A 25,665-nucleotide genomic window follows, 5' to 3' on the forward strand; every position below is an offset into this window, starting at 1 on the left:
TTATGGTTTACACCGACATCCGTGATGTCCGATAGCGAGTCAGGCTTATGAGCAGATTTCTGTTGAATGGATTGACCTCCGTCTTTGTTTCGCTGGGACTGACCGGCGCTTCACACGCCGCAGGCGGCGGGTATTCCTACCAGGGCGGTCGCAGGGGAAGTTCCAGGGGCGCCGACTCAGGTCTCATGACTCTGGCTTCCGTTGACGCTCTCTCCGTAAGGGAGGTGCTGAGGGCGGGATGGAAGCGCGATGGGACAAAGCCTGCCGGAGCTGATGAACTGGAAATCACAAACGCCGCCGCTATCCGAGAGTTGGTGATCATCGACGACGCCGTGCCGGAAAAGCGCAGAATCTATGAAAAGCTGGAGCCAGGCGTGGCGTTTGCGACGTTGCGTCCAGGCGAGGATGGGCTGGCGCAATTGAGGGCGATTTTATCCCGCTATCGCGACCTGCGGGCTCTGCATGTTTTTTCTCATGCCGAAGACGGTGCGCTTTACCTTGGCGACAGCGTGGTGACCAAGGAGACGTTAAGTCGGGAAATCAATACGCTGGCGTCTCTGGACCAGGCGATGCAGGACGGCGCCGACGTCATGTTCTATGGCTGCAATCTGGCCCAGAGTGAAAAAGGAGAAGCGCTGCTGGAATTGGTGTCCGCCAAGGCCCGTGTGGATGTCGCCGCCTCTGACGACCTTACTGGCGCGGAGCGACTCGGCGGCGACTGGGACCTTGAAATCAAAAAAGGCGATATTGACGCCAAACCGCGTTTCGATTCCATCGCCATGGTGGATTTCACTGCCGTATTGCCCTATACCGGCACGCTGGGGCTGGGCGGCGTAACCCCGGGGTACGCCAACGCCAAGAGCTATACGATCGGCGGCACTTCTTACACCATAAAATTCAAATCCGGCGGCAGCGGCTCCAAAGATCTGTACAACTACAACGCAGGGTATATTTACATCGGCACCAGAGACTCCACGCAAACCTCGTCGAGTGTCTATTTCACCAGTGGAGAAACGTTCTCCCTTAACAGCCTGTACGTCTATCACGGTTTCGGCGCGCCGACCAAAACCATCAGAATTACCTCCAGTAAAGGAGGAACTCAGGACTCGACTGGCCCGGTGGCGGCAAGCACAGGGGCCACAATCAATTTTTCCGGCGCACAGTGGACGGACATCACCAGTTTTACGGTGCAATACTCAGACAATGCGAGTCTGGATTGGCTGAAGCTGGATAACATCAGCATCGCCAATCTTCAGAGCAGTATGGACTCTGACGGAACCCTGACGGCCTCCGCCGTCGTTACGGAACCTGTGGGGTTAAGCTCCACCGTGGACACAATCGGGGAGGCGGTGGATCTATTTGACTTCACCCTGACGGATGGCGGGGGCGGGGATGGCCTGCCCATGACCGTCAGTCAGGTCGTCCTGAATGTCACCGGAACCAGCTCGGATACGGAGCGGGGCAATATTATCTGGCGTCTGAATGGGAATGACGCCAGCTTTGTCGCCGGCAGCTATAACGGCGTTTCGGACACCATCACTTTTTCCAGCCTGAGCATTTCCGTTGCGGACAATACTAGCGAAACCTACACAGTCAGTGGTTATTACGGTACGCCCACCGGTTTAACTGAAGATCACACCGTTATCCTCAGTGTGGACGGCGATAGCGATCTTGTCGTGGGATCATCCGGCACGCAGATGGCGAGCGGGCAAAGCGCCGTCACCAATGGCTCCGGCGCAACCTTGGATGTCACCGCTTCCAAGCTGACGTTTTCGACGCAGCCAGCAGGCTCAACCTCAGGCTCGGCGCTGACCACGCAACCGGTCGTGGCGGCGACGGATATTTTCAGTAATGTGGATGTGGATTACGCCAGCAACATCAGTCTGTCGGAATCCAGCAGCGGCTTTTTGTCCGGCACAACGACAATGACTCCCGTCAGCGGCGTAGCCACTTTCACAAACGTGGCCTACACCGCTTCAGCGGACCAGGAAAACTTCGCTTTGACCGCCGCCGCTTCCGGGCTCAGTGACGGGACATCCAACACCGTCACTTCAGACGTGGTGGCGACCCAGCTGAGATTCTCCACACAGCCGGCGCCGACCAGCATTGATAGCGGCTCTTCCACCAGCTTCACGACGGTTCCGGTGGTGCAGGCGGTGGATGGCGCCAATACGTTGGATGTCGGTTACAGCACGGATATCGTGCTAAGCGTAACGGACCCCAACGATAGCGTGCTGGATGGGACCGTCAACAGCCTGTCTGGAAGCGGCGATGGCGACGGTTCCGGAACTACGGTGACGCTTACGCCCAGCAGCGGTTCCGTCACCTATACCAATCTGGCGTTGCAGTACACCAATGGCGGCGCGACCGATACCATTGCGCTGCGAGCCGCCTCGGGCGGGCTAAGCAGCGCGAACAGCTCGTCCATCACCTCTACTGTGAATAACGCCCCCGTCATCTCCAATCTAAACGGCGATTCCGTTTCATGGGCCGGCGTCGGGGGAACCGTGAATCTCGACGCCGGCGGCGACGCCGGCGGCAGCGATACGGAGCTGGATGCGCTCAACGGCGGCAATGGCGACTATTCCGGCGGGACGTTGACCGTACAACGGGTTGGCGGCGCCGTCACCAGCGATCTGTTCGGGTTTGACGTCGACGGTGCTGCGTTTTCCGTCAATGGCAGTGATCTGCAATCATTTGGGCAAAGCTTCGCCTCATTCACCAACGCCAATGGCGTTTTGTCGATCACGTTTAACAGCTCCAGCACGGCGGCCACGACGGCGCTGGTGTCGAATGTGATAAGCCGGATCACCTACCGCAACGATACGCCCGGAGGAGACGCCTCAGTCCGCTTCACCTTAAGCGATGGCTCCAAATCCACCACTGCGGACGCCAGTGTGCAGTCCGACAGCATTTACATCACCAATACCACTGATACGGCCTCCATTGACCGGACCGATGGCGTGAGTTTCAGCGAAGCCATCGCCATCGCCAATGCGGACGGAACCGGTACTCAAACCTTGATTCTCGCCGGCGCCCTGGCGGCGCAGACGATTTCCGCCACCTCCGCCTCCAGTCTGGTGGAGAGTCTGACTCTGGACCTGGATTCAGCCTCCGGCGCGACTATCTCTGGCGGAACGCTGACCCTTGGCGGCGGCGTTACGCTGACAATGAATAACGGCAGCGGCGACACCGGCTCCATCGGAACCGTATTTGCGGGAACCGGAAGCCTGAGCAAAACCGGCGCGGGCGCGCTAACGCTGACAGGAGCTCAGACTTACAGCGGAACCACCACGATCAGCGCAGGCGCGCTCAGCATAGCGTCTGACAGCAATGTGGGAAGCGGGCAGTTGGTGTTGAACGGAGGGACGCTGACGGTGACTGGATCGACCACGATCAACAACGCCATCCATGTGGCGGCGGACAGTACATTTAGCGTCAGCAGCAATGTAACTGCCTCCGGCTTGTTGTCGGGTTCTAACCCATTGACGAAAACCGGCGCGTCAACGCTGACCCTGTCAAATACGGGGAACGCCGCCTCTTTCAGCGGCGCGATGACTGTCTCGGCGGGAACGCTGGCGGTTTCCAGTGACGCTAATCTCTCCAGCGGCGTCATTACGCTGGATAGCGGCGTGCTGAACCTGACAGGCGCAACCTTTACCGTCGATAACGCCATCGTACTTGGAGCCGGAGGCGGTACAGTCGGGGCGCTGGCGGGGACCAAGGTCCTGTCCGGCGTGGTTTCAGGGAGCGGCAGTTTCTCTAAAACCGGCGGCCCCGCATTGACCCTGTCAGCCACCAATACTTACACCGGCGGAACTTCCATTAACGGAACAAACGGTTTGATTATCACAGATAGCGCCAATCTGGGTTCAGGGAATGTGACATTAAAAGTTAACAGCCTTCTCAGTGTGACGGGGTCGGGCGTCACCATCGCCAATAACCTGGTTATGGAAGGCGACGCCACATTGAGCAACGCCAACGATATTACCTGGTCTGGCGTGATCAGCGGCTCCGGCGCCTTGGCCAAATCAGGAGCGGGCACATTGACGCTATCCGGTTCTCAGACCCAGACCGGCGGGTTAAGCATCACCACAGGAAGCGTCAGCATCGCCGGAGACAGCAACCTCGGGTCTGGGACACTGACGCTGGATGGCGGCTCACTTATCGTGACCGGGTCCGGGATAACCGTCGACAACGCGCTCAGCCTGGGCGGGAGCAATGGGACGATCAGCAACGCCAGCTCCTTAACCTGGTCAGGCGTCATCAGCGGCTCTGGCGGGCTGACTAAAACCGGAGCGGGAACGCTGACGCTGAGCGCAACCAACACCAATACCGGAACTATTGCGCTATCCGCTGGAACCCTGGATGTCAGCGGCGCTGTCGGAGGCGCAGTCAGCGTCGCCAGCGGAACCACCCTGCAGGGCGGGGGCTCTATCGGCGGACTGGTGACGGTAAGCAGCGGCGGGACGCTACAGATAGGAAGCTCCCCTGGCGATCTCACCCTCGGTAACGGCCTCACCGTGAACAGCGGCGGCGCGTTGGTGACGCGCATCAATGGAACCACCGCCGGCTCTGGCTATGATCAATACAATGTCACCGGCGCCGTCACTCTGGGCGGAACCTTGAGCGTCATTGGCAGCTACACCGGCAACGGCGGAGATAGTTTCGTGATCATCAACAACGACGCCAGCGACGCTGTCAGCGGTATTTTCAACGGGCTGTCGGAGGGGGATAAATCCACGACGCTGAATGGCGTTCCTCTGACCGTGAGCTATCTCGGCTCCAGCGGCAACGACGTCACGCTTACCGTGGTCCCGCCCACGGTCACGGACGCCAGGATCTCCATTTCCGGAGCCTCAGGAACCAGCGGCGCGTTCAAAATTGGCGATGTCGTCACGACCACCTGGGATGACACCGCCGCCACCGGCGATAACAATGGCGACATCGCCAGCGTGTCCGTCGACTATTCCGCTTTTGGCGGCGGGGCGTCGGTCGCCGCGAGCAATTCCGCCAACACCTGGACGGCGACATACACCATCACGGCAGGCGTCGTTGATGGAACCAATTTGAATGTCTCCATCACCGCGACGGACTCAGGCGGCGTCAGTAAGACCACGGCGGACTCCACCAACGCGACAGTGGACAATATCGCGCCGACAGTGACCGCCGGCAATATTTCCCTGTCGGGAGCGTCCGGAACCAGCAGCGCCTACAAAATCGGCGACATCGTCACCGCCACCTGGAACAATACCGGCGGCGGCGATAGCAACAGCGACACGATCAGCGGCGTGAGCGTCGACTTCTCCGCTTTTGGCGGTTCTTCGGTAGCCGCCAGCAATAGCTCCGATACTTGGACGGCGACCTATACTATTCTCTCCGGCGCGGTCGACAGCACGAACCTGAACGTATTGGTGACGGCGACAGATAATGCAGGCAACGCCAAAACCACGTCAGGCTCGAATAATGTCACCGTGGACAACATCGCGCCGACACTGACCGACGCCAAGATTTCCATCGCGGGCGCCACCGGAACCAGCGGCGCCTACAAAATCGGCGATACTGTTACCGCCACCTGGAATGACACCGCCGCCACCGGCGACAATAACAGCGACACGATCAGCGCCGTAAGCGTCAACTTCACTGCTTTTGGCGGCGGCGCGGCGGTCGGCGCCTCCAACAGCAGCGATACCTGGACGGCCAGTTACACGCTGGTCGCCGGCGCCATCGACAGCAGTAATCTGAATGTTTCCGTGACAGCCACCGACAACGCCGGCAATACAGCCCTGGTAGCGGACACCAGCAACGCCACGGTGGATACTCAGGCGCCGACGGTCTCCTCGGTCACTTCATCGACCGCCAATGGGAGTTATAAAACAGGGGATGGCGTATCAATACAGATCCTGTTCGATCAATCGGTGGTTGTCTCCGGAACGCCGCAATTGCAACTGGAAACCGGAATAACAGACCGTAACGTCGATTACGCTTCAGGCTCTGGCGGCTCCACGCTGAATTTCGCTTATACGGTGCAGTCCGGCGACGCCAGCGCGGATCTGGATTACACCGGAACCGGCGCGCTCGGCTTGAACGGCGGAACGATCGTTGATGACGCAGGCAATGCGGCGACCCTGACCCTGGCCGCCCCGGGCGCGGCCAATTCCCTGGGCGCCAATAAGGCGTTAGTGATTGACGCCATCGCGCCCAGCTTGAGCCTGATTACGCCGGTCACGACGCCCACCACCGACAGCACGCCCAATATCACCTTCAGTACGGATGAGGTGGGAACCCTCAGTATGGGCGGCAGTTGCGGAACCAGTAGCTCCACCACGATCAGTAGCACAGGTAACCACAGTATTACTCTGACCCAGACTGACAACAGCAGTGCATTGGGAGATGGAACCTATAGCGACTGTACGGTTACGGTCACTGACGCGGTCGGCAACGCCAGCACGGCATTGGCGATTACCGCCTTCACGGTGGATACCACCGCGCCCAGCGGACATAGCGTGAGCTTTGACGACAGCACGATCAGCTCCACTGAAGCGAGCAGTCAGAGCTTTACCTTCGCCAGCGCGGAAGTAGGGGCCAGTTACAGTTACAGCATCTCATCCAGCGGCGGTGGAACCGCCGTCAGCGGTAGCGGATCGGTAACCAGCGCGAGTCAGCAAGTGACGGGGCTTAACCTGTCTGGACTGAACGACGGAACATTGACCCTGTCGTGACCTTGACCGATCCTGCTGGCAACGCCGCTACAGCAGTCACGAACACCAGCACGCTGGATAAAACCGCGCCGACGGGCCACAGCGTGAGCTTTGACGACAGCACGATCAGCTCCACTGAAGCGAGCAGCCAGAGCTTCACCTTCGCCAGCGCAGAGGTCGGCGCTAACTATAGCTATAGCATCAGCAGTTCTGGTGGAGGAACGGCGGTGACCGGCTCCGGCTCGGTGACCAGCGCCAGTCAGCAGATCGCCAGTCTGGATCTGTCTGGCTTGAATGATGGAACGCTCACACTGTCAGTGACTCTGACTGATACCGCCGGCAACGCGGCTACCGCAGTCACCGATACGGCGACGTTGGATAAAACCGCTCCGACGGGCCACAGCGTGAGCTTTGACGACAGCACGATCAGCTCCACTGAAGCGAGCAGTCAAAGTTTTACCTTCGCCAGCGCGGAAGTAGGCGCGGGTTTCAGTTACAGCATCTCATCCAGCGGCGGTGGAACCGCCGTCAGCGGTAGCGGGACGGTAACCGGCGCGAGTCAGCAAGTGACGGGGATCAACCTGTCTGGCTTGAACGACGGAACGCTCACACTATCAGTGACTCTGACCGATCCCGCCGGCAACGCGGCTACCGCAGTCACCGATACGGCGACGCTGGACAAAACCGCGCCGACGGGGCATAGCGTGAGCTTTGACGACAGCACGATCAGCTCCACTGAAGCGAGCAGTCAGAGCTTTACCTTCGACAGCGCAGAGGTCGGCGCTAACTATAGCTATAGCATCAGCAGTTCTGGTGGAGGAACGGCGGTGACAGGCTCCGGCTCAATCACTAGCGCCAGCCAGCAAATCGCCAGTCTGGATCTGTCCGGCTTGAATGATGGAACGCTCACACTGTCAGTGACTCTGACCGATCCCGCCGGCAACGCCGCCACCGCAGTCACCGACACGGCGACGCTGGATAAAACCGCGCCGACGGGCCACAGCGTGAGTTTTGACGACAGCACGATCAGCTCCACTGAAGTGAGTAGTCAGAGCTTCACCTTCGCCAGCGCAGAGGTCGGCGCTAACTATAGCTATAGCATCAGCAGTTTTGGTGGAGGAACGGCGGTGACAGGCTCCGGCTCAATCACTAGCGCCAGCCAGCAAATCGCCAGTCTGGATCTGTCCGGCTTGAATGATGGAACGCTCACACTGTCAGTGACTCTGACTGATACCGCCGGCAACGCGGCCACCGCGGTCACGGATACGGCGACGCTGGATAAAACCGCGCCCAATGGCCACAGTGTGAGTTTTGATGACGCTACGGTCAATGCGACGGAAGCGGCGAGTCAGAGCTTCACCTTCGCCAGCGCGGAAGTAGGGGCGGGTTTCAGTTACAGCATCTCATCCAGCGGCGGTGGAACCGCCGTCAGCGGTAGCGGATCGGTAACCAGCGCGAGTCAGCAAGTGACGGGGCTCAACTTGTCTGGGCTGAACGACGGAACGCTCACGCTGTCGGTCATTTTGACCGATGCAGCCGGCAACACCGCTACGGCTGTTACCGATACGGCGACGTTGGATAAAACCGCGCCGACGGGCCATAGCGTGAGCTTTGACGACAGCACGATCAGCTCCACTGAAGTGAGTAGTCAAAGTTTTACCTTCGCCAGCGCAGAGGTCGGCGCTAACTATAGCTATAGCATCAGCAGTTCTGGTGGCGGGACGGCGGTGACAGGCTCCGGCTCGGTGACCAGCGCCAGTCAGCAGATCGCCAGTCTGGATCTGAGCGGCTTGAATGATGGAACGCTCACGCTGTCAGTGACTCTGACCGATACCGCCGGCAACGCGGCCACCGCAGTCACCGATACGGCGACGTTGGATAAAACTGCGCCGACAGGTCACAGCGTGAGCTTTGACGACAGTATGATCAGCTCCACTGAAGCAACCAGTCAGAGCTTCACCTTCGCCAGTGCGGAAGTAGGGGCGGGTTTCAGTTACAGCATCTCATCCAGCGGCGGTGGAACCGCCGTCAGCGGTAGCGGGACGGTAACCGGTGCGAGTCAGCAAGTGACGGGGCTCAACCTGTCTGGTCTGAACGACGGAACGCTCACGCTGTCGGTCATTTTGACCGATGCCGCCGGCAACGCGGCCACTGCGGTCACGGATACGGCGACGTTGGATAAAACTGCGCCAACGGGCCACAGCGTGAGCTTTGACGACAGCACGATCAGCTCTACTGAAGCAACCAGTCAGAGCTTCACCTTTGCCAGCGCAGAAGTAGGCGCGGGTTTCAGTTACACCATCTCATCCAGCGGCGGTGGAACCGCCGTCAGCGGTAGCGGATCGGTAACCAGCGCGAGTCAGCAAGTGACGGGGATCAACCTGTCTGGGCTGAACGACGGAACGCTCACACTGTCCGTGACTCTGACTGATACCGCCGGCAACGCGGCTACCGCAGTCACCGATACGGCGACGCTGGATAAAACCGCGCCCAGCGGCCACAGCGTGACCTTTGACGACAGCACGATCAGCTCCACTGAAGCGAGCAGTCAGAGTTTTACCTTCGCCAGCGTAGAGGTCGGCGCTAACTATAGCTATAGCATCAGCAGTTCTGGTGGAGGAACGGCGGTGACAGGCTCCGGCTCGGTGACCAGCGCCAGTCAGCAGATTCCCGGTATTAATCTCAGCGGGTTGCCTGATGGAACCTTAACCCTGTCGGTCACTTTGACCGATACTGCCGGCAACACCTCCACGGCTGTCACCGACACGGCGACGCTGGATAAAACCGCGCCGACGGGCCACAGCGTGAGTTTTGACGACAGCATAATCAGCTCCACTGAAGCGAGCAGTCAGAGCTTCACCTTCGCCAGTGCGGAAGTAGGCGCGGGTTTCAGTTACAGCATCTCATCCAGCGGCGGTGGAACCGCCGTCAGCGGTAGCGGATCGGTAACCAGCGCGAGTCAGCAAGTGACGGGGCTCAACCTGTCTGGGCTGAACGACGGAACGCTCACGCTGTCGGTCATTTTGACCGATGCAGCCGGCAACACAGCTACGGCGGTCACCGACACGGCGACGCTGGATAAAACCGCGCCCAATGGCCACAGCGTGAGCTTTGACGACAGCACGATCAGCTCTACTGAAGCGACCAGTCAAAGCTTCACCTTCGCCAGCGCGGAGGTCGGCGCTAACTATAGCTATAACATCAGCAGCTCCGGCGGCGGAACGGCGGTGACCGGAAGCGGAACTATCGCCAGCGCCAGCCAGCAAGTGACGGGGCTTAACCTGTCTGGACTGAACGACGGAACATTGACCCTGTCCGTGACCTTGACCGATCCCGCCGGCAACGCCGCCACTGCTGTTACAGATACGGCGACGCTGGATAAAACCGCGCCCAATGGCCATAGCGTGAGTTTTGACGACGCTATGATCAATGCGACGGAAGCGGCGAGTCAAAGCTTCACTTTCGCCAGCGCAGAAGTGGGGGCCAGTTACAGCTATACCATCAGCAGTTCTGGCGGAGGAACGGCGGTGACCGGTTCCGGCTCGGTGACCAGCGCCAGTCAGCAGATCGCCGGTCTGGATCTGAGCGGGCTCTCTGACGGCGCCCTGACCTTGTCCGTCACCTTGACGGATGTCGCCGGCAACGCGGCGATGGCGACCACGGATACGGCGACCTTGGATACGGCTTCGCCCACCGGGCAGACGGTGAGCTTCGACGATGGCGCCATCAACGCCACAGAAGCCGCCAGCCAAAGCTTCACTTTCGCTGGCGCGGAGGTGGGGGCGACGTTCAGCTACAGTATCGCCAGTGCCGGAGGAGGGACCGAGGTTACCGGAAATGGTTCGATCACCAACGCGAGCCAGCAGGTGACAGGAGTGAATGTGAGCGGACTTTCCGATGGAACATTGACGCTGTCCGTGGTGCTCACGGATGCCGGCGGCAATGCCGCCACTGCTGTGACCGCCACCGCAACCCTGGACGCCACGGCGCCGAGTCTGGCGGAAACCACGCCGGTGTCGACGCCGACGTCGGATACCACGCCGAACGTCAGTTTCTCCAATACGGAAGCGGGGACGTTGGCGGTGGGCGGCAGTTGCGGCAGTGCAGCGGAAGGCGCTGCGCCTTCAGGAACGCAGACGATCACTTTGACGGGAACGGATAACAGCAGCGCTCTGGCGGATGGAACCTATTCCGGCTGTACGTTGACGGTGACCGACGCCGCAGGCAACGCCAGTCCGGCGCTGACCTTGACCAGCTTCACGGTTGACTCCACCGCGCCGTCCGGTTTCTCAGTGGCTTTCAGCGACACGACTCTCAACGCCAGCGAAGCCAGCGCCGGCGCTTTTGTCTTCACTGCCGGCGAGGTAGGCGCGGAATACAACTACAGCGTCACTTCCAGTGGGGGGGGAAGCGCCATAACCGGTTCTGGAACCTTGAGCAGCGCAAGTCAGAATATCTCTCTCGCAAGCCTGTCGGGATTGAGCGATGGTGCGCTGACGCTATCCGTGACGCTGACGGACGTTACCGGAAATGTCAGCGCAGCGCAGACCGCCAGTGCGACGCTGGACGCCTCGGCGCCGACGCCGAATCTCAGCAGTACAGCCTCCGACCCCGCCAATGCGGCGTTCACCGTTTCCATCAGCTTTGGCGAGACCGTCAGCGGCTTCGCTGTCAGCGATATTGTCGCCGCCAACGCGATCCTGAGCGCTTTCACTGATAATGGCGGCGGCAGCTACAGCGTGACGGCGACGCCGTCCGCAGATGGCGCGGTGACTTTGGACATCGCCGCAGACGTGGCCGAAGACGCAGCTGGCAACGCCAACGCCGCGGCGACGCAGTTCAGCATCGTCTATGACGGCACAGCGCCGACGCCGGCGATCAGCTCGTCCGCCGACAATCCAACCAGTGCGGCATTTTCTGCGGCCATTGCATTTGGCGAGAGCGTCAGCGGCTTTGCGATAGACGATATCGCGGCCGGCAACGCCAGTCTGAGCGGACTCACCGACAACGGCGGAGGCAGTTTCAGCGTTACCGTTACGCCGATCGCTGACGGCGCCGTAACCCTGGATATCGCCGCCGACGCAGCCCAGGATGCAGCGGGTAATAATAACGCCGCGGCGGCCCAGTTTAGCCTGACCTACGACGGCAGTGGTCCGACGCTGCAAAGCTCCACTCCCGCCAACGGCGCAGTGGATGTGGAATATAATGCGACCTTGTCGTTTACCTTCGACGAGGATCTGGCGATCGGCTCCGGCTCCGCCACCCAGATCAGCCTGTATCGCGCGGCAGACGATGAGTTGGTGGAAGCCATTGAGATCAGCTCCGCTCAGGTCTCTGTCAGCGGATCGACGGTCACCGTCGCTCCGGCGGAAAACTTTACGCCAAACCGCGCGTATTACGTACGCATCGGCGCCGAGGCGTTGACCGATACCCTGGGCAACGCCTATGCCGGATTGAGCGGCGGGCTCAGCTTCACCGTGGGGAATCATGTTCCTTCCGCCGTCGCGGATACGGTGGAAACGGACGAAGACAACGCCATTTCCATTCAGGTCCTGGCCAATGACAGCGATGTGGACAGCCAGCTCAACCCGGCCAGTGTATTAGTCTCCACTGCGCCGAATCATGGCGCTGTCAGCGTGAATACCGGGACAGGCGTCGTCACTTATGAACCTGAGGCCGACTACAACGGCGCTGACAGCTTTAGCTATACCGTGGAGGATGTGCATGGCGGGATCTCTTCCGCCGCCCTGGTCTCTATTACCGTGACGGCGGTCAACGATGCGCCGGTGGCGATGGCGGATGTCGCCTCGACTGATGAAGACACGATGGCGTCCATTGATGTCGCCGCCAACGATACGGACATTGATGACGTAGTGGATGCGACGACGTTGGCGATTGTCGCCACGCCGTCTCATGGCGCGGCGGTGGTGAACGCCGGTAAGATCGATTACACGCCGGACATTGATTTTAACGGAAGCGACAGCTTCACCTACAGCGTGAAAGACGGGCAGGGCGCTTTGTCCAATGTGGCCTCGGTGATCGTCAACGTGACAGGCGTCAACGATTTACCGAACGCCGCCAATGACAGTGTGACAACGGACGAGGACACGTCTGTCAATATCTCCGTGCTGGACAACGACGCGGATGTAGATGGTTCACTGCAAGCGTCAACCGTCACGGTTATTGCGAACGCCAGCCATGGCGTCGCCAGCGTCAACGCAGGCTCCGGCGTGATCCAGTATGAACCTGCGGCGAACTACAATGGCGCAGACAGCTTCACCTATATCGTAAAAGACAATGAAGGCGCCGCCTCCAATATCGCCACGGTCGCCGTTACGGTTAACAGCGTCAACGACGCCCCTGTGGCTTTGGATGACGCAGCGACGCTACTGGAAGACAGTGCGCATACCATCAATGTATTGGGTAATGACAGCGATGTGGACGGAACCATACAGCCAGCCACCGTAGAGATAATGGAGGCTCCTCTTTATGGCGACGTCAGCATCGACGCCGGCACTGGCGCGGTCAGTTATACGCCCTCCAGCGACTTTAGCGGCGTTGATCAATTCCTCTATCGGGTTCAGGACGACGGCGGAGACTGGTCAAACAACGCGACGGTGGCGCTGACGATTGAAAGTCTGAATGACGCCCCCCTCGCCAATGACGACAGCGCGGCCACCAATGAAGACGCCCCTGTGGTGATCGCAGTTCTGGATAATGATCAGGACGTGGACGGCGTACTGGACGCGTCCGCTATCCGTATCGAAAGCGCGCCAGGCTTGGGAACGGTGACGGACAACGGAGACGGCACATTGACTTACACGCCCAACGCCAATGAGTTCGGCGCTGACAGCTTCGAATACAGCGTTAAAGATGACGAGGGCGATAGTTCCAATACGGCGACGGTGACCCTCTCCATCGCGCCGGTCAACGATGCGCCGGCTATCAGTGGAACCCCGACGACGTCTATTTTGGAAGGGCAGGCATACCGCTTCATGCCGACGCTGTCTGATGTGGACAGCGGCGCGCTGACGGTCACTGCGGCGAACCGGCCAGGCTGGTTGAGTCTGAACGCAGTCACCGGCGCCTTAAGTGGAACGCCGCCGGTTGGCGCCGCCGGCGTATACAGCGGCATCGTCCTGAGCGTCAGCGATGGCCAGGCCTCAACGTCTCTGGCGGCGTTCAGCGTCACTGTCATTGGCGACAACGATACGGACGGCGCGGCCAATGACGTCGATACGGATGACGACAATGACGGCATGAGCGACAGCTTCGAATTGCTGTATGGCTTTAACCCCTTCGACAGCAGCGACGCGGCGGAGGATCTGGACGGAGACGCGATCAGCAATTATCAGGAGTCCGTGGACAACACCAACCCGAACGACGCCAGCGATTACGTCGATACCACGCCGCCGGTGGTGGTCGCGCCGGAAGACATCACTATTGACGCGATAGCGCTGTACACACCGGTTACGTTGAGACAGATGTTGGGGCTGGCGTCCAATGCTTCGGACGCTGATGTGGAAGCTATTCTGGCGGTATTGGCGACGGATAATGTGGATGGCGACAATTGCTGCAGCGTGCGGGCGCAGGGGCTGTTGAACAATACCGCGTTGTTGCCGCCAGGACGCAATTTCATTACCTATCGCGGCGTGGACCGCAAAGGCAATGCGGCGACCGCCACGCAGGTCGTCAATATTCGTCCCCTGGTGTCGGTAAATAAGGATCAGATCAGCGTGGAAGGCGCGACCGTACAGTTCCGGGTGATTCTGAACGGAGAGTCGCCGTTCTATCCGCTGACGATCCCTTACCTTATCGATGGTTTCAGCACCGCTTCCGTCAGTGATCACGATCTCAGCAACGGCGGCGTCACCTTCACTAAGTCCGGCAATATTGGGCAGACGGAGGTCAGCGTCAGCATTGCGCTAACCGCGGACAGCATTACGGAGAACGAGGAGCGTCTGATTATCCGCCTGGACGACCGCACCTCCAATGGGGAAGATCTGGCGGGCGGCTATGATCCGACCAATATCTACGACATCAATGCAGGCGCCAAAATCAGCCATGTCATTACTATCGTTGAACGCAATGTTGCGCCGGACGTGACATTGCGTCTGCGCCAGAATGGGCTGGACACCATTCAGGTCACTCCCGAAGGAGGGCCTGTAACGGTTGTCGCCACCGTCACAGATCCTAATCCGGGCGATACGCATCGCTACAACTGGACTGCGACGGACAACTCGCTGGCGGATACAGACGGCAATACCGGTAACAATCAGCTTGTATTCAATCCTGCCGGTCTCGCCAGCGGTCGCTACAAAGTTCAGCTGACCGTCGCGGATTCCAGCAACGCCACCGATGAAGCCAGGCTGTACTTCCGAATAGTGGCCGCGCTGCCGACGCTTGATCCGACTGTAGATTCGGACGGCGATGGCGTAAACGATGCAGAGGAGGGCGTCGCTGATGGCGATGACGACGGTATTCCAGACTATCTGGATAATATCGTCGCCACCAACGTGCTGCCGGAAGTGGCGTCGGAAACCAGCTCCTATCTGGTGGAATGCGACCCTGGCGTCCGTTGCCGCCTGGGGCAATTCGCCATCCTGGGCGCCAATGGCGGCGCGCGCCTGGAGCCGGAGGAGTTGCAGACGTTGCCCGATATCCGTACGGACGACCTGTTTGAGCCCCTGGGAGGCGTGTTCGATTTTGAGGTACATGAGCTGCCTACGTTGGGCCAAAGCGTCCGCGTGGTGCTGCCGCAAGACCAGCCATTGCCGGCCAACGGCGTCTACCGGAAGTTCCAGAACAATAGCTGGACGACATTTGTGGTCGACGCCAACAATGCGCTGCACTCCGCGCCGGGCAACCCTGGCTACTGTCCGCCGCCGGGAGATGACAGTTGGGAGACTGGCCTGATCAGCGGTTATTACTGTCTGCAATTGACTATTGAAGATGGCGGCCCCAACGATGCTGACGGACTGGTCAACGCGGCGGTGGAAGACCCTGGCGTGGTGGCGGTGGATAAACGCACGCCTTCCGATATTGAAAGCGAGGGCGGAGGTTCCGGCGGCGGCGCTATCAACGGGACGCTATTGTTAGCGCTGCTGGGACTGAGCATCCTGTCCCGGCGCTACCTGCAATTACGCACGTCAGTCCTGGCGGTGTTTTTGATGGTCAGCCTGGGTGCGCCTGATGTCTCCCATGCGGCGGACTGGGAGGCTATGAAGACGCGCTTGCAGGACCGCGGATATCTGGAGTTCGGCGCTTATCACGTCAGCGGCTCCCAGGAAGCAGGGGAGTTCAAGCGCGGTTTGGAAAATGAAGACGTCACGGTAGGCGTCAACAACTATGACGTCTCCCGCTACGGCTACCAGTTTCTCGCCGGCTATCGCTATCACCAGCATATGGCGGCGGAAATCGGTTTCCTCGACCTGGGGAACGTCAAAGTCAACATGAGCGCCAGCGCACTGACCCCGGAAACACTGGAAGACGCCGTGGAAAAACACTACCCCGTCAGCGGCTCCGGCTGGACCCTCTCCAACCGCTTCCTATGGCCTGTGCGTGAAAAAATCACCCTGTCGGCGGAAGTCGGACTATTCCTCTGGGAAGGCGACATCCAACTCAGCGGCGCCGACATCAATCCAGACCTCAAAGGCGACGCCGACCCACTACTGGGCCTGGGCCTCAACTACCGCCTCCACAAAAACATCGACGCCTCCGTACGCCTGAAACGCGCGTTCTTCGAAGGCCAACATGCGGATTTGATGGGTGTGGGAGTGATTTGGCGGTTTAAGGGGGATTGATTCATCGCCGCATGTACTTGGGCTTTGCTGCAGCATGAGCGGCAAAGGCAATTGCTATGACAATGCCTGTATGGAAAGCTTCTTTCACTCCCTGAAAGTGGAAGCGATTCACGGGGAGCGATACGCAACCCGACAAGAAATGCGTGAAGCCGTGTTTGAGTATATCGAAGTGGAATACAATCGGACCCGTCTTCACAGCGCCAATGGGTATCTCAGCCCAGAGAGTTATGAAGCATCGAAAGTCGCTTAACGATGTGTCTAATCTTTGCGGGCAGGATCACTCCACCAAAGGGGCGGAATTGCGCGCTTATATGTATGAAAAAAGAGCAGCCAAGAAAAATTTACAGATGAGCAAAACAGGTTAGGCGGATGCTAAAAAAGCTGTTTGGAACGCTAATGACTGGCAAAGGGCCTGACTTCTCAGTGAGAAACGCCAAGGTGTGTCATATCGGCGGCTATGAATTGCGTTATACATTGCCGGGTAATGTTTATTTGCCTGGTAAACCAAGGGATACGTTGCCTTCTCAGGTGAACTTGAAATCAGACTACTTTGAGCCGTTTTCGACAAAAAAGCTAAATAGGACTTTTATTCAAGTTGCATTTGAATGGTGGTCCTATAAAGGAACGATTGTTCAAGGTGATCTTGGTCAATTAGGAAAGTTATGCTTAACAATAGACGTTAACAAGATTGAGCCCCACTCCACTGTAAAGAAAGGTGATATTGATTCTTTCATTCAGTATTTGAAGAACGATTATTGGCGCTACTATGAAGCTGAGGATGGCGTTAATCAGGAAGTCAGGCGGAGGTTTGCAAAAAATGGAATGGACCCTGATGACGTTCCCAGTCAGTTCCTGGTGCAAATTCCCGATGAATATACTCAGGAGAAAATAAACGGCGCTACTTGGCTTTCATATAATTTGACTGGTGAAGGAACGGCTGGATTACGTAAATCATACTATTGGGCAGTTCCTCTAAGTGATGAATATTATTTGACGGTTTCTTTTGACATGACCTTTGAGCAAGGCGATAAGGACGATCGTTTACACAGAATGCTGAATGACGCTCGCAGGATCATGTCCGCTGTTGAGCTGCGTGAATAAAGCGTTGTCCTAATGAGTGGAGCGGAAAGGCGGCGTAATCCGATCACTATGCTTGCTCACTGAGATGGTAAAACTGTTTGCGGTGTTATGAAGCAAACTATTCGAGTCAAGTATTGTTGAGCCAATCATAATTTACGTTCCACCAAAGCCGCCTCCCGGCAAACCTCCAATAACGATCCCGCCAGTTCTTCATCATTAATCGCCCGGGCGATGGCCATGCCGCCGATCATGACGACGGCTGTGCGCATGGCTTGTTCTTGGGATGCGGCGTCTTCCGGGTTCAGGTGTTGTTGCAGGGCGTTGACGAAGCCTTTGAATACCCGGGTGTAGGTGTCGCGTACTTGTTCTTCCCGTTGCGCGATATCGGTGGTGAGAAAGGCTAAGGGGCAGCGGGCCTGGTCTCCCCGACGATGTTCTAAACTCAGATAGCCATTAATTAATGCCTCTAACTGCGGCGGCTGGTTGTCGTCGGGCTGCAGCATGGCGCGGCCTTGAAGGGCGGAGGTGACGATGGCCTCTGCGTAGAGTTGGGTTTTGGATGAGAAGTGGGCGTAGAAAGCGCCGCGGGTCAGACCGGCGTGGGCCATCACGTCATTAATGCCTACTTTGTCAAAGCCATTGAGCGCGAAGAGTCTCGCTGCGCTGTCCAGAATGCGTTCTCGGGTCTGTTGTTTATGTTCGGGTTTCCAGGGCATTTCAGGCTCGCTTCAGGATTCGTGAGGGGTGGTTGACAGCATAAAGCAATCGAAAAATATGTTCTTGAACATATTGTGTTGAAGGCTAGCATGTTGTTCGACACTAACAAAGACAGGAAATTCGATAATGAGCGCACAAGTACATATTCTGGGACCGCAATTCAGCACCTTTGTTCGTACCGTCATGTTGTGCTGCGAGGAAAAAGGCGTTTCCTATAGCCATGGCTTCAGCGTCAATGGCGAGGAGGTGGAGTATAAAGGCCCAGAACACCTCAAACTCAACCCATTTGGTAAAGTGCCGGTGCTGATTCACGGCGACCGTAAACTGTACGAAACCGCATCCATTTGTCGCTATCTGGACGCGCAGTTCGAGGGGCCCGCACTGCAACCGGAAGACGTGTATCAACGGGCGCTGGTGGATCAATGGTCAGCCGCGATTTCCTTGTACATCGATCAGGCGGTTGTGCGTGAGTATCTGCTGGAGCTGGCTTTCCCTAAAGGTGAAAACGGCGAAGTGCGTTGGAATAAAGTGTCCGAAGCGCAGCCTGGTGTGATCAAAATGCTGCAGGTATTGCAGGCACAACTGGGTGACGCCGACTTCATTTGCGGCGAGCAATACAGCATCGCCGACGCTCTGGTGACGCCTATGCTGGATTATCTCTCCAACCTGCCGCACGCCGCCGAATTGATTGCGCCAGACTCCACTCTAAGTGCTTATGTCGGGCGCATGAGACAACGCCCCGCCGCTAAAACCATATTGACGGCGATGGCGAGATAGGCTGGCTTATAAAGGTATTAATATGGCAATGATATTGGAATGTTAATAATCAGGCGCATGGATGCGCCTGCGCGGCGGCTAGCCGCGGGAGACGTGGCCTGACCTGTGCAGGCCACGTCGTTGCAGACAAATAGAAGGAAGCTATTTGTCTGCCTGATTAATAAGGCGCGAGCGCCTTGAACCGGTTTGAGGGAAATATTCCTGGGTTCAAGGCATCGTCGCCATATTGAGGCGTGCATTTATCCAGCCTTGCTGATCGCAGGCTATGTTCAGGAAAAAGCCAGAAATAGAATTTTCAGGACGCATTGTGAAGAAGCGCAGGAAGGCCAGGCCGGTGATTCATTGACCACTACAGACTGACAAAAACTGGAGCCAGACTGGCTGGGCGAATGACGGCGGCTTTATAAACCGATCTAGCGCTTTTGGCGGATATAAGAAGGGGAGGATATTCGCATAGAATCAAGCTTCATCAGTAAGAATTACTCCTTCAAATCAAGCTGTTTCCAGTGTTAAGGATAATCGCGAATGACAGTGTTCTATTACCAATCATTTAATTCAAACGCCAGTAAAACCCGAGACGCCATCGCCGCCTTGTCGCAATCACATGCGCGCAGCACCCATGACAAAATGGCCTCTGGAGAAATATTGACCGCTCGAAAGAGACCTGCGCCGGACGACGGGGATGCTTCAGCTCCACCCAAAAAAGTGGCCAAGCTGGCCTCGCCCACGGTTCATGGCGCGCCGCCGACAACCCCCATTTTTGGCCCTCCAATGCGGCTGTTTATGGAGCCTGCAGGGGCCATGAACAAAGGCTCCCTGACGGTCGTGCAGTTTCAATCACTCGTGCAGGGCAAGGCGCGTGAGATCCATCAGGATGTGATCAGGGCCATCGGGGCTCCAATAGATCTGGGGGTATTTGGAGAGATAGACGGCAACCATCCCGACTGGAACTTCCTGAAGGACCACTTCGGAGATCTGCAGCACGCGGTTTCAACGGGAAAAGCCTGCAATAGTTTTAGCGTCTATGACTGCGCCAAGCTCAAAGCCGAAATCATCGGGTCAGGGGATGGTTGGATAGCGGTTAAGAAGGACTGGATCAACATTGCGTTTGTGCATGTTCCCAACGCAATCGCCAAGGATAAAGCGCGCGTCCAGCAGTTTTACCGGGATATCAACCAGGCCTTCATGACAAAAGGAAAAGGCTGGCTGGATGTCGTGATGGGAGACACTAATCAGAGCAGCCGAGGATTTACCGCAACGGCGATCTCCGAAGCGCTGGATATCCCGTTCGCCAATGCCGGCGATTCGCACGAATTCACCACCGCCGATACCCATGACAATCTCTTTCACGGCACGAACAGCAATGGCAAGGATGTCTACGACGTGGCTGTTTACAATACCCGTTCGATAGAGTGCAAAAAGTTCGACTATATCTCCCAGGCGGCTTCCTCCGCCAACTCCGCGGTGGCCTTCACCGATCATATGGGCATGGCGCTTTCGGTCAGCAAAAGAATACCCTTCGTTTGAAAACATATGGGCGGTAATCGTGCGCGGAGCCGCCCATCTTCCAGCCTTTCTCCGTAATACCGCATAAAATTTCATCAACCCTGTTGTGCAACCAAAAAGTTGCGCATACACTTGCAACCGAATAGTTGCATAATTGTTGCGATATCATGAAACGAGATATTTTCCAGGCGATCGCCGATCCGACACGCAGAGCCATTATGGTGTTGATCGCCGCGCAGGGCATGACGCCCAACGCCATCGCCGACCATTTCGAAATGACCCGTCAGGCGACTTCCAAGCATATTCAGATATTGAATGAGTGTGGTCTGGTGTCGCAGCAGAAGCAGGGGCGGGAAATCTTTTACCAACTCAAGCTGGAAAAGATGCAGGAAATAGACATTTGGCTGGAGCAGTTCCGAAAGTTGTGGGAAGACCGTTTCAGCCAGCTCGATGCGCTGTTAAACACCCTCAAATCAGGAGATAAAGAGCAATGAATGCGAATCTTCAGTTCGACTTCCTCGTTGATAAGGAAAACAACACCATTACCGTCAAGAGAGAGTTTCAGGCTAAGCGCCAACTGGTCTGGGATTGCTACACCAAAAGCGAGCTGCTGGATCAGTGGTTCGCCCCCAAGCCGTTCACCACGAAAACCAAAACCATGGACTTTCGCGAAGGCGGTTACTGGCGCTACGCCATGATTGATCCCGAAGGAACGGAGTACTGGGGGCGATTGGACTATCAAACCATCCGTCCTATTGAAAACTACACAGCGCTGGACGGATTCACTGATGCTTCCGGCGAGATCAATCCCTCGCTACCGCGCTCAAAATGGGACGTGACTTTCGAAGAAAAAGCGGAGCACGCATTGGTTCATACCGTCATTGCCTACAACACCCTCAAAGATCTGGAAACGGTCATCCAGATGGGCATGAAAGAAGGACTGACGTCGACACTGGAGCGACTGGACGAGTTGCTTTTGACTTTCAAGTAAGCATCCATGGGAACTTCAAGTATAGTGTGATGAAAAACCGGGGGCGGCCTGCTGGCTTGCTTCCGGTTTTTGCTTATCAGGACAGGAAAAAGGAACAGACAGAATGGGGCAGCAGTTTTCAGAAATCTCAGACAAATTGACTCAGTTTATCCAGGAACAGAAGCTGTTTTTCGTGGGAACAGCCGCCCGTGAGGGCAGGGTGAATATTTCTCCCAAAGGCATGGACTCCCTGCGGGTGCTTGGCCCCAATCGCGTCATCTGGCTGAACGTCACGGGCAGCGGCAACGAAACCTCGGCGCATATTCAGGAATGTCCCAGAATGACCGTTATGTTCGCCGCATTCGAAGGAAATCCTTTGATTCTACGCCTGTACGGCGAGGCCAAAGTGATTCATAGAAATGACCCGGAATGGGAACAACTGCTCGCCCATTTCAACCCCATCCCCGGCGCCAGACAAATCTTCGACCTGAACGTCGATCTGGTGCAATCCTCCTGCGGCATGGCCGTTCCCTTCTACGACTACGTCGAAGACCGTGAACTGCTGAAAAACTGGGCCGCCAAGAAAGGCGACGACGGCATCAAAGACTACTGGAAACAAAAGAACGTAGTCAGTCTGGATGGCAAAGAAACGTATGTTGTTGAGAAGAGTGTTTGATAGTCGTTAAGCGACGATTATGTCCATCTCATCATCTTTAAATGATCCTGCCGATAGTTTTCGTCAATTTTTTCTTTCTGTTGTTTTTGTGGGTTTATTGCGGCCAGGCGGCTGCTTGGCCGCTCGGGGCGGGCGATTTGGGTGAGGGCGTTTGGCGACGCTCATTATCGAGTCCAAACCGGGCGAGTTTGCGCCAGCTTTAATCCACGCCGCCGCTAACCGCGTATTCATCCCTAAATGGATGGATACGCTCCAACAATACGCCTCAAACAGCCTGAGCCGCAGGCTCTGCTATCCTGTGACTGATACCTGTGACTGATAATAGCTATCGTTATAATCAAGAACCTATATTGGTCAATTTGGCTGCGCACGTACTATAACTGAATCACTGGACGAGACCTGTTAATAGCTTGAATACGAATGGAGAGAACGCAATGTCTGATAGCAAATGTCCCTTTCATCACGCGCCAGCGGAGGGTACATCGAACCGGGATTGGTGGCCCAACCAGTTGCGGCTCGAAATCCTCCACCAGCGCTCTGCTTTATCCAATCCACTGGGTGAAGAATTTAACTACGCGGAAGCGTTCAAAAGTCTGGATCTGGCGGCGATAAAGCAGGATCTGACGGCTCTGATGACTGACTCCCAGGATTGGTGGCCCGCGGACTTTGGCCACTATGGTCCTTTGTTCATTCGTATGGCGTGGCACAGCGCTGGCACCTATCGCACCGGCGATGGCCGTGGTGGCGGCGGAACCGGCAATCAACGCTTCGCGCCGCTGAACAGCTGGCCGGATAACGTCAACCTGGACAAAGCGAGACGCTTGCTGTGGCCGATCAAACAGAAATACGGTCAGAAGATTTCCTGGGCAGACCTGATGATTCTCGCAGGCAATGTGGCGCTGGAGTCGATGGGCTTCAAAACCTTCGGCTTCGGCGGCGGACGTGCGGACATTTGGGAGCCGGAGCAGGATATATACTGGGGCGCAGAGAAAACCTGGCTGGACGACAATCGTTACTCTGGCGACAGAGACCTTGAAAACCCTCTGGCCGCCGTGCAAATGGGGTTGATCTATGTGAACCCGGAAGGCCCTAACGGCAATCCTGACCCGGTTGCGGCGGCCAAAGACATTCGCGAAACCTTCGCGCGCATGGCGATGGATGACGAAGAAACCGTCGCCCTGATCGCCGGCGGACATACCTTCGGCAAAACCCATGGCGCCGGCGACGCAGCGAATGTCGGGCCGGAGCCGGAAGCGGCGGGCCTGGAAGAGCAGGGCCTGGGATGGAGAAGCAGCTACGGCTCCGGTAAAGCCGGCGACGCTATCACCAGCGGCTTGGAAGTCACCTGGACCGAGACGCCGACCCAATGGAGCAACAACTTCTTCGAAAACCTGTTCGGCTACGAGTGGGAGCTGACCAAGAGCCCCGCCGGCGCTCATCAATGGGTTCCCAAAGGCGGCGCTGGCGCGGACAAAATTCCCGACGCGCATGATCCCTCGAAGCGCCACGTTCCAACCATGTTGACGACGGACCTGTCACTGAGATTCGATCCGGCGTATGAGAAAATCTCAAGGCGTTTTTATGAGAACCCGGATCAACTGGCTGACGCATTCGCCCGCGCCTGGTTCAAACTGACCCACCGGGATATGGGGCCGCGCGCACGCTACCTCGGACCCGAAGTGCCCGCCGAAGAGTTAATCTGGCAAGACCCGATTCCTGCAGTGGATCATCCGCTGATTAACGACCAGGATATCAGTGCGCTGAAGAGCAAGATTCTGACGTCAGGCTTATCCGTGGCGCAAATGGTGTCTACCGCCTGGGCTTCCGCTTCAACTTTCCGCGGTTCCGACATGCGCGGCGGCGCCAATGGCGCGCGCATTCGTCTGGCGCCGCAGAATGAGTGGGAGGTCAACCAGCCCGATCAGTTGGCGCAAGTGTTGAAAACCCTCGAAGGCGTGCAGGCGGAGTTCAATAGCGCCCAGTCTGACGGCAAGAAAGTCTCGTTGGCGGACATAATCGTACTGGCGGGCTGCGCCGGGGTTGAAAAGGCCGCGCAAAACGCCGGACACACCATCAAGGTTCCTTTCTCCCCCGGCCGTATGGACGCGTCTCAAGAGCAAACTGACATTGAGGCGTTTGAGGTGCTGGAGCCTATTGCGGACGGCTTCCGCAATTACATGAAAGGCAAATACGCCGTGTCGCCGGAAGAGCTGCTGGTGGACAGGGCGCAACTGCTGACCCTGACCGCACCGGAAATGACGGTTTTGATCGGCGGTATGCGCGTTCTCAACGCGAATGTCGGTCAGAGCAAGCACGGCGTTTTCACCCAGCGTCCTGAATCCCTGACCAATGACTTCTTCGTGAACCTGCTCGATATGGGCACGGTCTGGAAAGCGACCTCGAAGGAGGAGGATCTGTTTGAAGGGCGTGACCGAGTAACGGGCGACCTGAAATGGACCGGCACGCGCATAGACCTGGTGTTCGGCTCCAACTCGCAACTCAGAGCGCTGGCTGAGGTGTACGCCAGTTCCGATGCGCAGGAGCGCTTTCTGAAGGACTTTGTCGCCGCCTGGACTAAAGTCATGAACCTGGACCGCTTCGATCTGGCGTAAACGGGAGAAGCGCCAAGCCGTCAAAACGCCTGTCCATATCCGGACAGGCGTTGTTCGTTACGGAATAACCGGCGTCAGTCGCCTGCTTCCAGACGTTTCTCCATCCAGACAATGGCGGCGCGACAATTCCATAAACGCTCCTTGTCCTGCCGACTCATAACTTGATCTCCGCCTGTTAGCTCTCCTGGGAGCGTTGCTACTTGATTCATTATTGCATGGGCGTTCGTCGAGAATAGTGTTCCGACTGCTTCACAGAATGCGGACAAACCTCATCAACTTCCACATAAGAGGCGTCCCGGTTGCATCTATAATTGTCCCCACCGGGTGAAGATTTGTCGTTATAAACATGGTAATATCAGTGCCCTGTTTATAATATGTATGACGCGACGATGTTAGGGCTTATATATCCAGAATATGACTTACACGATCGAATACCTGGGCGCCGATACAGACAAACAGACCGCCATCGCGGCGGTCGAGCTGGCGTTGCTGCGCCATGGCGATTGGGGGAGTTACGGCGACTTCGCCAAACCCATAGAACAGTTATTAAACGAATACAAAATCACCATTGAAGAGCTGCCCGAGACTTTCTCCGTCTTATTTATTTCCCCTGCGCCACAGAGCGGTTTTGAAGTCTCTTTTTCAGTATTAAAGGCGGATTTATCCATTGATAAACACAGCGTCGTAATTGGCGTTGATTGCCCTCCGCCGGAAATTGGCGAATAAGCTCTTTTAATACGCCCGTCTGCAAAGTGGCTGATTTATTCAGCGAAGAATTGGTCTATTTTTATACATCTGATACGCATGTTGCGGATTTGGCGTT

The 25,665-nt window shown here is 57.1% G+C and carries 11 protein-coding genes and 1 pseudogene; 11 read left to right on the forward strand and 1 reads right to left on the reverse strand.

Features of this window, described 5'->3' with window-relative positions:
* Positions 1-47: 47 nt before the first annotated feature.
* The 4 genes and pseudogenes from HCH_RS14360 (at position 48) to HCH_RS14375 (ending at position 17,605) form a co-directional block, all read left to right on the forward strand.
* A complete protein-coding gene (locus tag HCH_RS14360; protein ID WP_011397024.1) occupies positions 48-6,722 on the forward strand; it encodes a DUF4347 domain-containing protein in 6,675 nt (2,224 codons plus the stop codon).
* Complete coding sequence (locus HCH_RS14365) at positions 6,719-16,504, forward strand: tandem-95 repeat protein (protein WP_011397025.1); 9,786 nt, start codon at positions 6,719-6,721, stop codon at positions 16,502-16,504. The genes HCH_RS14360 and HCH_RS14365 overlap by 4 nt, the downstream gene beginning before the upstream one ends.
* 31 nt (positions 16,505-16,535) lie before the next feature.
* A pseudogene (locus HCH_RS14370) lies at positions 16,536-16,754 on the forward strand (IS3 family transposase); the annotation flags it as partial.
* Positions 16,755-16,873: 119 nt separating this feature from the next.
* Entirely contained in the window at positions 16,874-17,605 is a 732-nt protein-coding gene (locus HCH_RS14375; protein WP_011397027.1) for a hypothetical protein, read from the forward strand.
* Positions 17,606-17,730: 125 nt separating this feature from the next.
* Here the strand turns inward: HCH_RS14375 and HCH_RS14380 are convergent, their stop codons facing one another.
* Positions 17,731-18,300, reverse strand: coding sequence for a TetR/AcrR family transcriptional regulator (locus HCH_RS14380; RefSeq protein ID WP_011397028.1), 570 nt, complete (start codon positions 18,298-18,300; stop codon positions 17,731-17,733).
* A gap of 127 nt (positions 18,301-18,427) precedes the next feature.
* Between HCH_RS14380 and HCH_RS14385 the strand changes: the two genes are divergently transcribed.
* The 7 genes from HCH_RS14385 (at position 18,428) to HCH_RS14415 (ending at position 25,568) form a co-directional block, all read left to right on the forward strand.
* Positions 18,428-19,078: a glutathione S-transferase family protein gene (locus tag HCH_RS14385; protein WP_011397029.1), complete on the forward strand. Its 651-nt coding sequence runs from the start codon at positions 18,428-18,430 to the stop codon at positions 19,076-19,078.
* A gap of 525 nt (positions 19,079-19,603) precedes the next feature.
* Positions 19,604-20,605, forward strand: a complete 1,002-nt coding sequence (locus HCH_RS14390; RefSeq protein ID WP_011397032.1) for a hypothetical protein — start codon at positions 19,604-19,606, stop codon at positions 20,603-20,605.
* Positions 20,606-20,751: 146 nt separating this feature from the next.
* Positions 20,752-21,078: an ArsR/SmtB family transcription factor gene (locus HCH_RS14395; RefSeq protein ID WP_011397033.1), complete on the forward strand. Its 327-nt coding sequence runs from the start codon at positions 20,752-20,754 to the stop codon at positions 21,076-21,078.
* Positions 21,075-21,575: an SRPBCC family protein gene (locus HCH_RS14400; protein ID WP_011397034.1), complete on the forward strand. Its 501-nt coding sequence runs from the start codon at positions 21,075-21,077 to the stop codon at positions 21,573-21,575. The genes HCH_RS14395 and HCH_RS14400 overlap by 4 nt, the downstream gene beginning before the upstream one ends.
* Positions 21,576-21,678: 103 nt before the next feature.
* Positions 21,679-22,230, forward strand: a complete 552-nt coding sequence (locus tag HCH_RS14405) for a pyridoxamine 5'-phosphate oxidase family protein (protein ID WP_011397035.1) — start codon at positions 21,679-21,681, stop codon at positions 22,228-22,230.
* Between the two features lie 434 nt (positions 22,231-22,664).
* Positions 22,665-24,842, forward strand: a complete 2,178-nt coding sequence (katG, locus tag HCH_RS14410) for a catalase/peroxidase HPI (RefSeq protein ID WP_011397037.1) — start codon at positions 22,665-22,667, stop codon at positions 24,840-24,842.
* A gap of 414 nt (positions 24,843-25,256) precedes the next feature.
* A complete protein-coding gene (locus HCH_RS14415; RefSeq protein WP_011397039.1) occupies positions 25,257-25,568 on the forward strand; it encodes a hypothetical protein in 312 nt (103 codons plus the stop codon).
* Positions 25,569-25,665: the final 97 nt, after the last annotated feature.

The organism is Hahella chejuensis KCTC 2396 (genome assembly GCF_000012985.1).
GTDB classification, from domain to species: domain Bacteria; phylum Pseudomonadota; class Gammaproteobacteria; order Pseudomonadales; family Oleiphilaceae; genus Hahella; species Hahella chejuensis.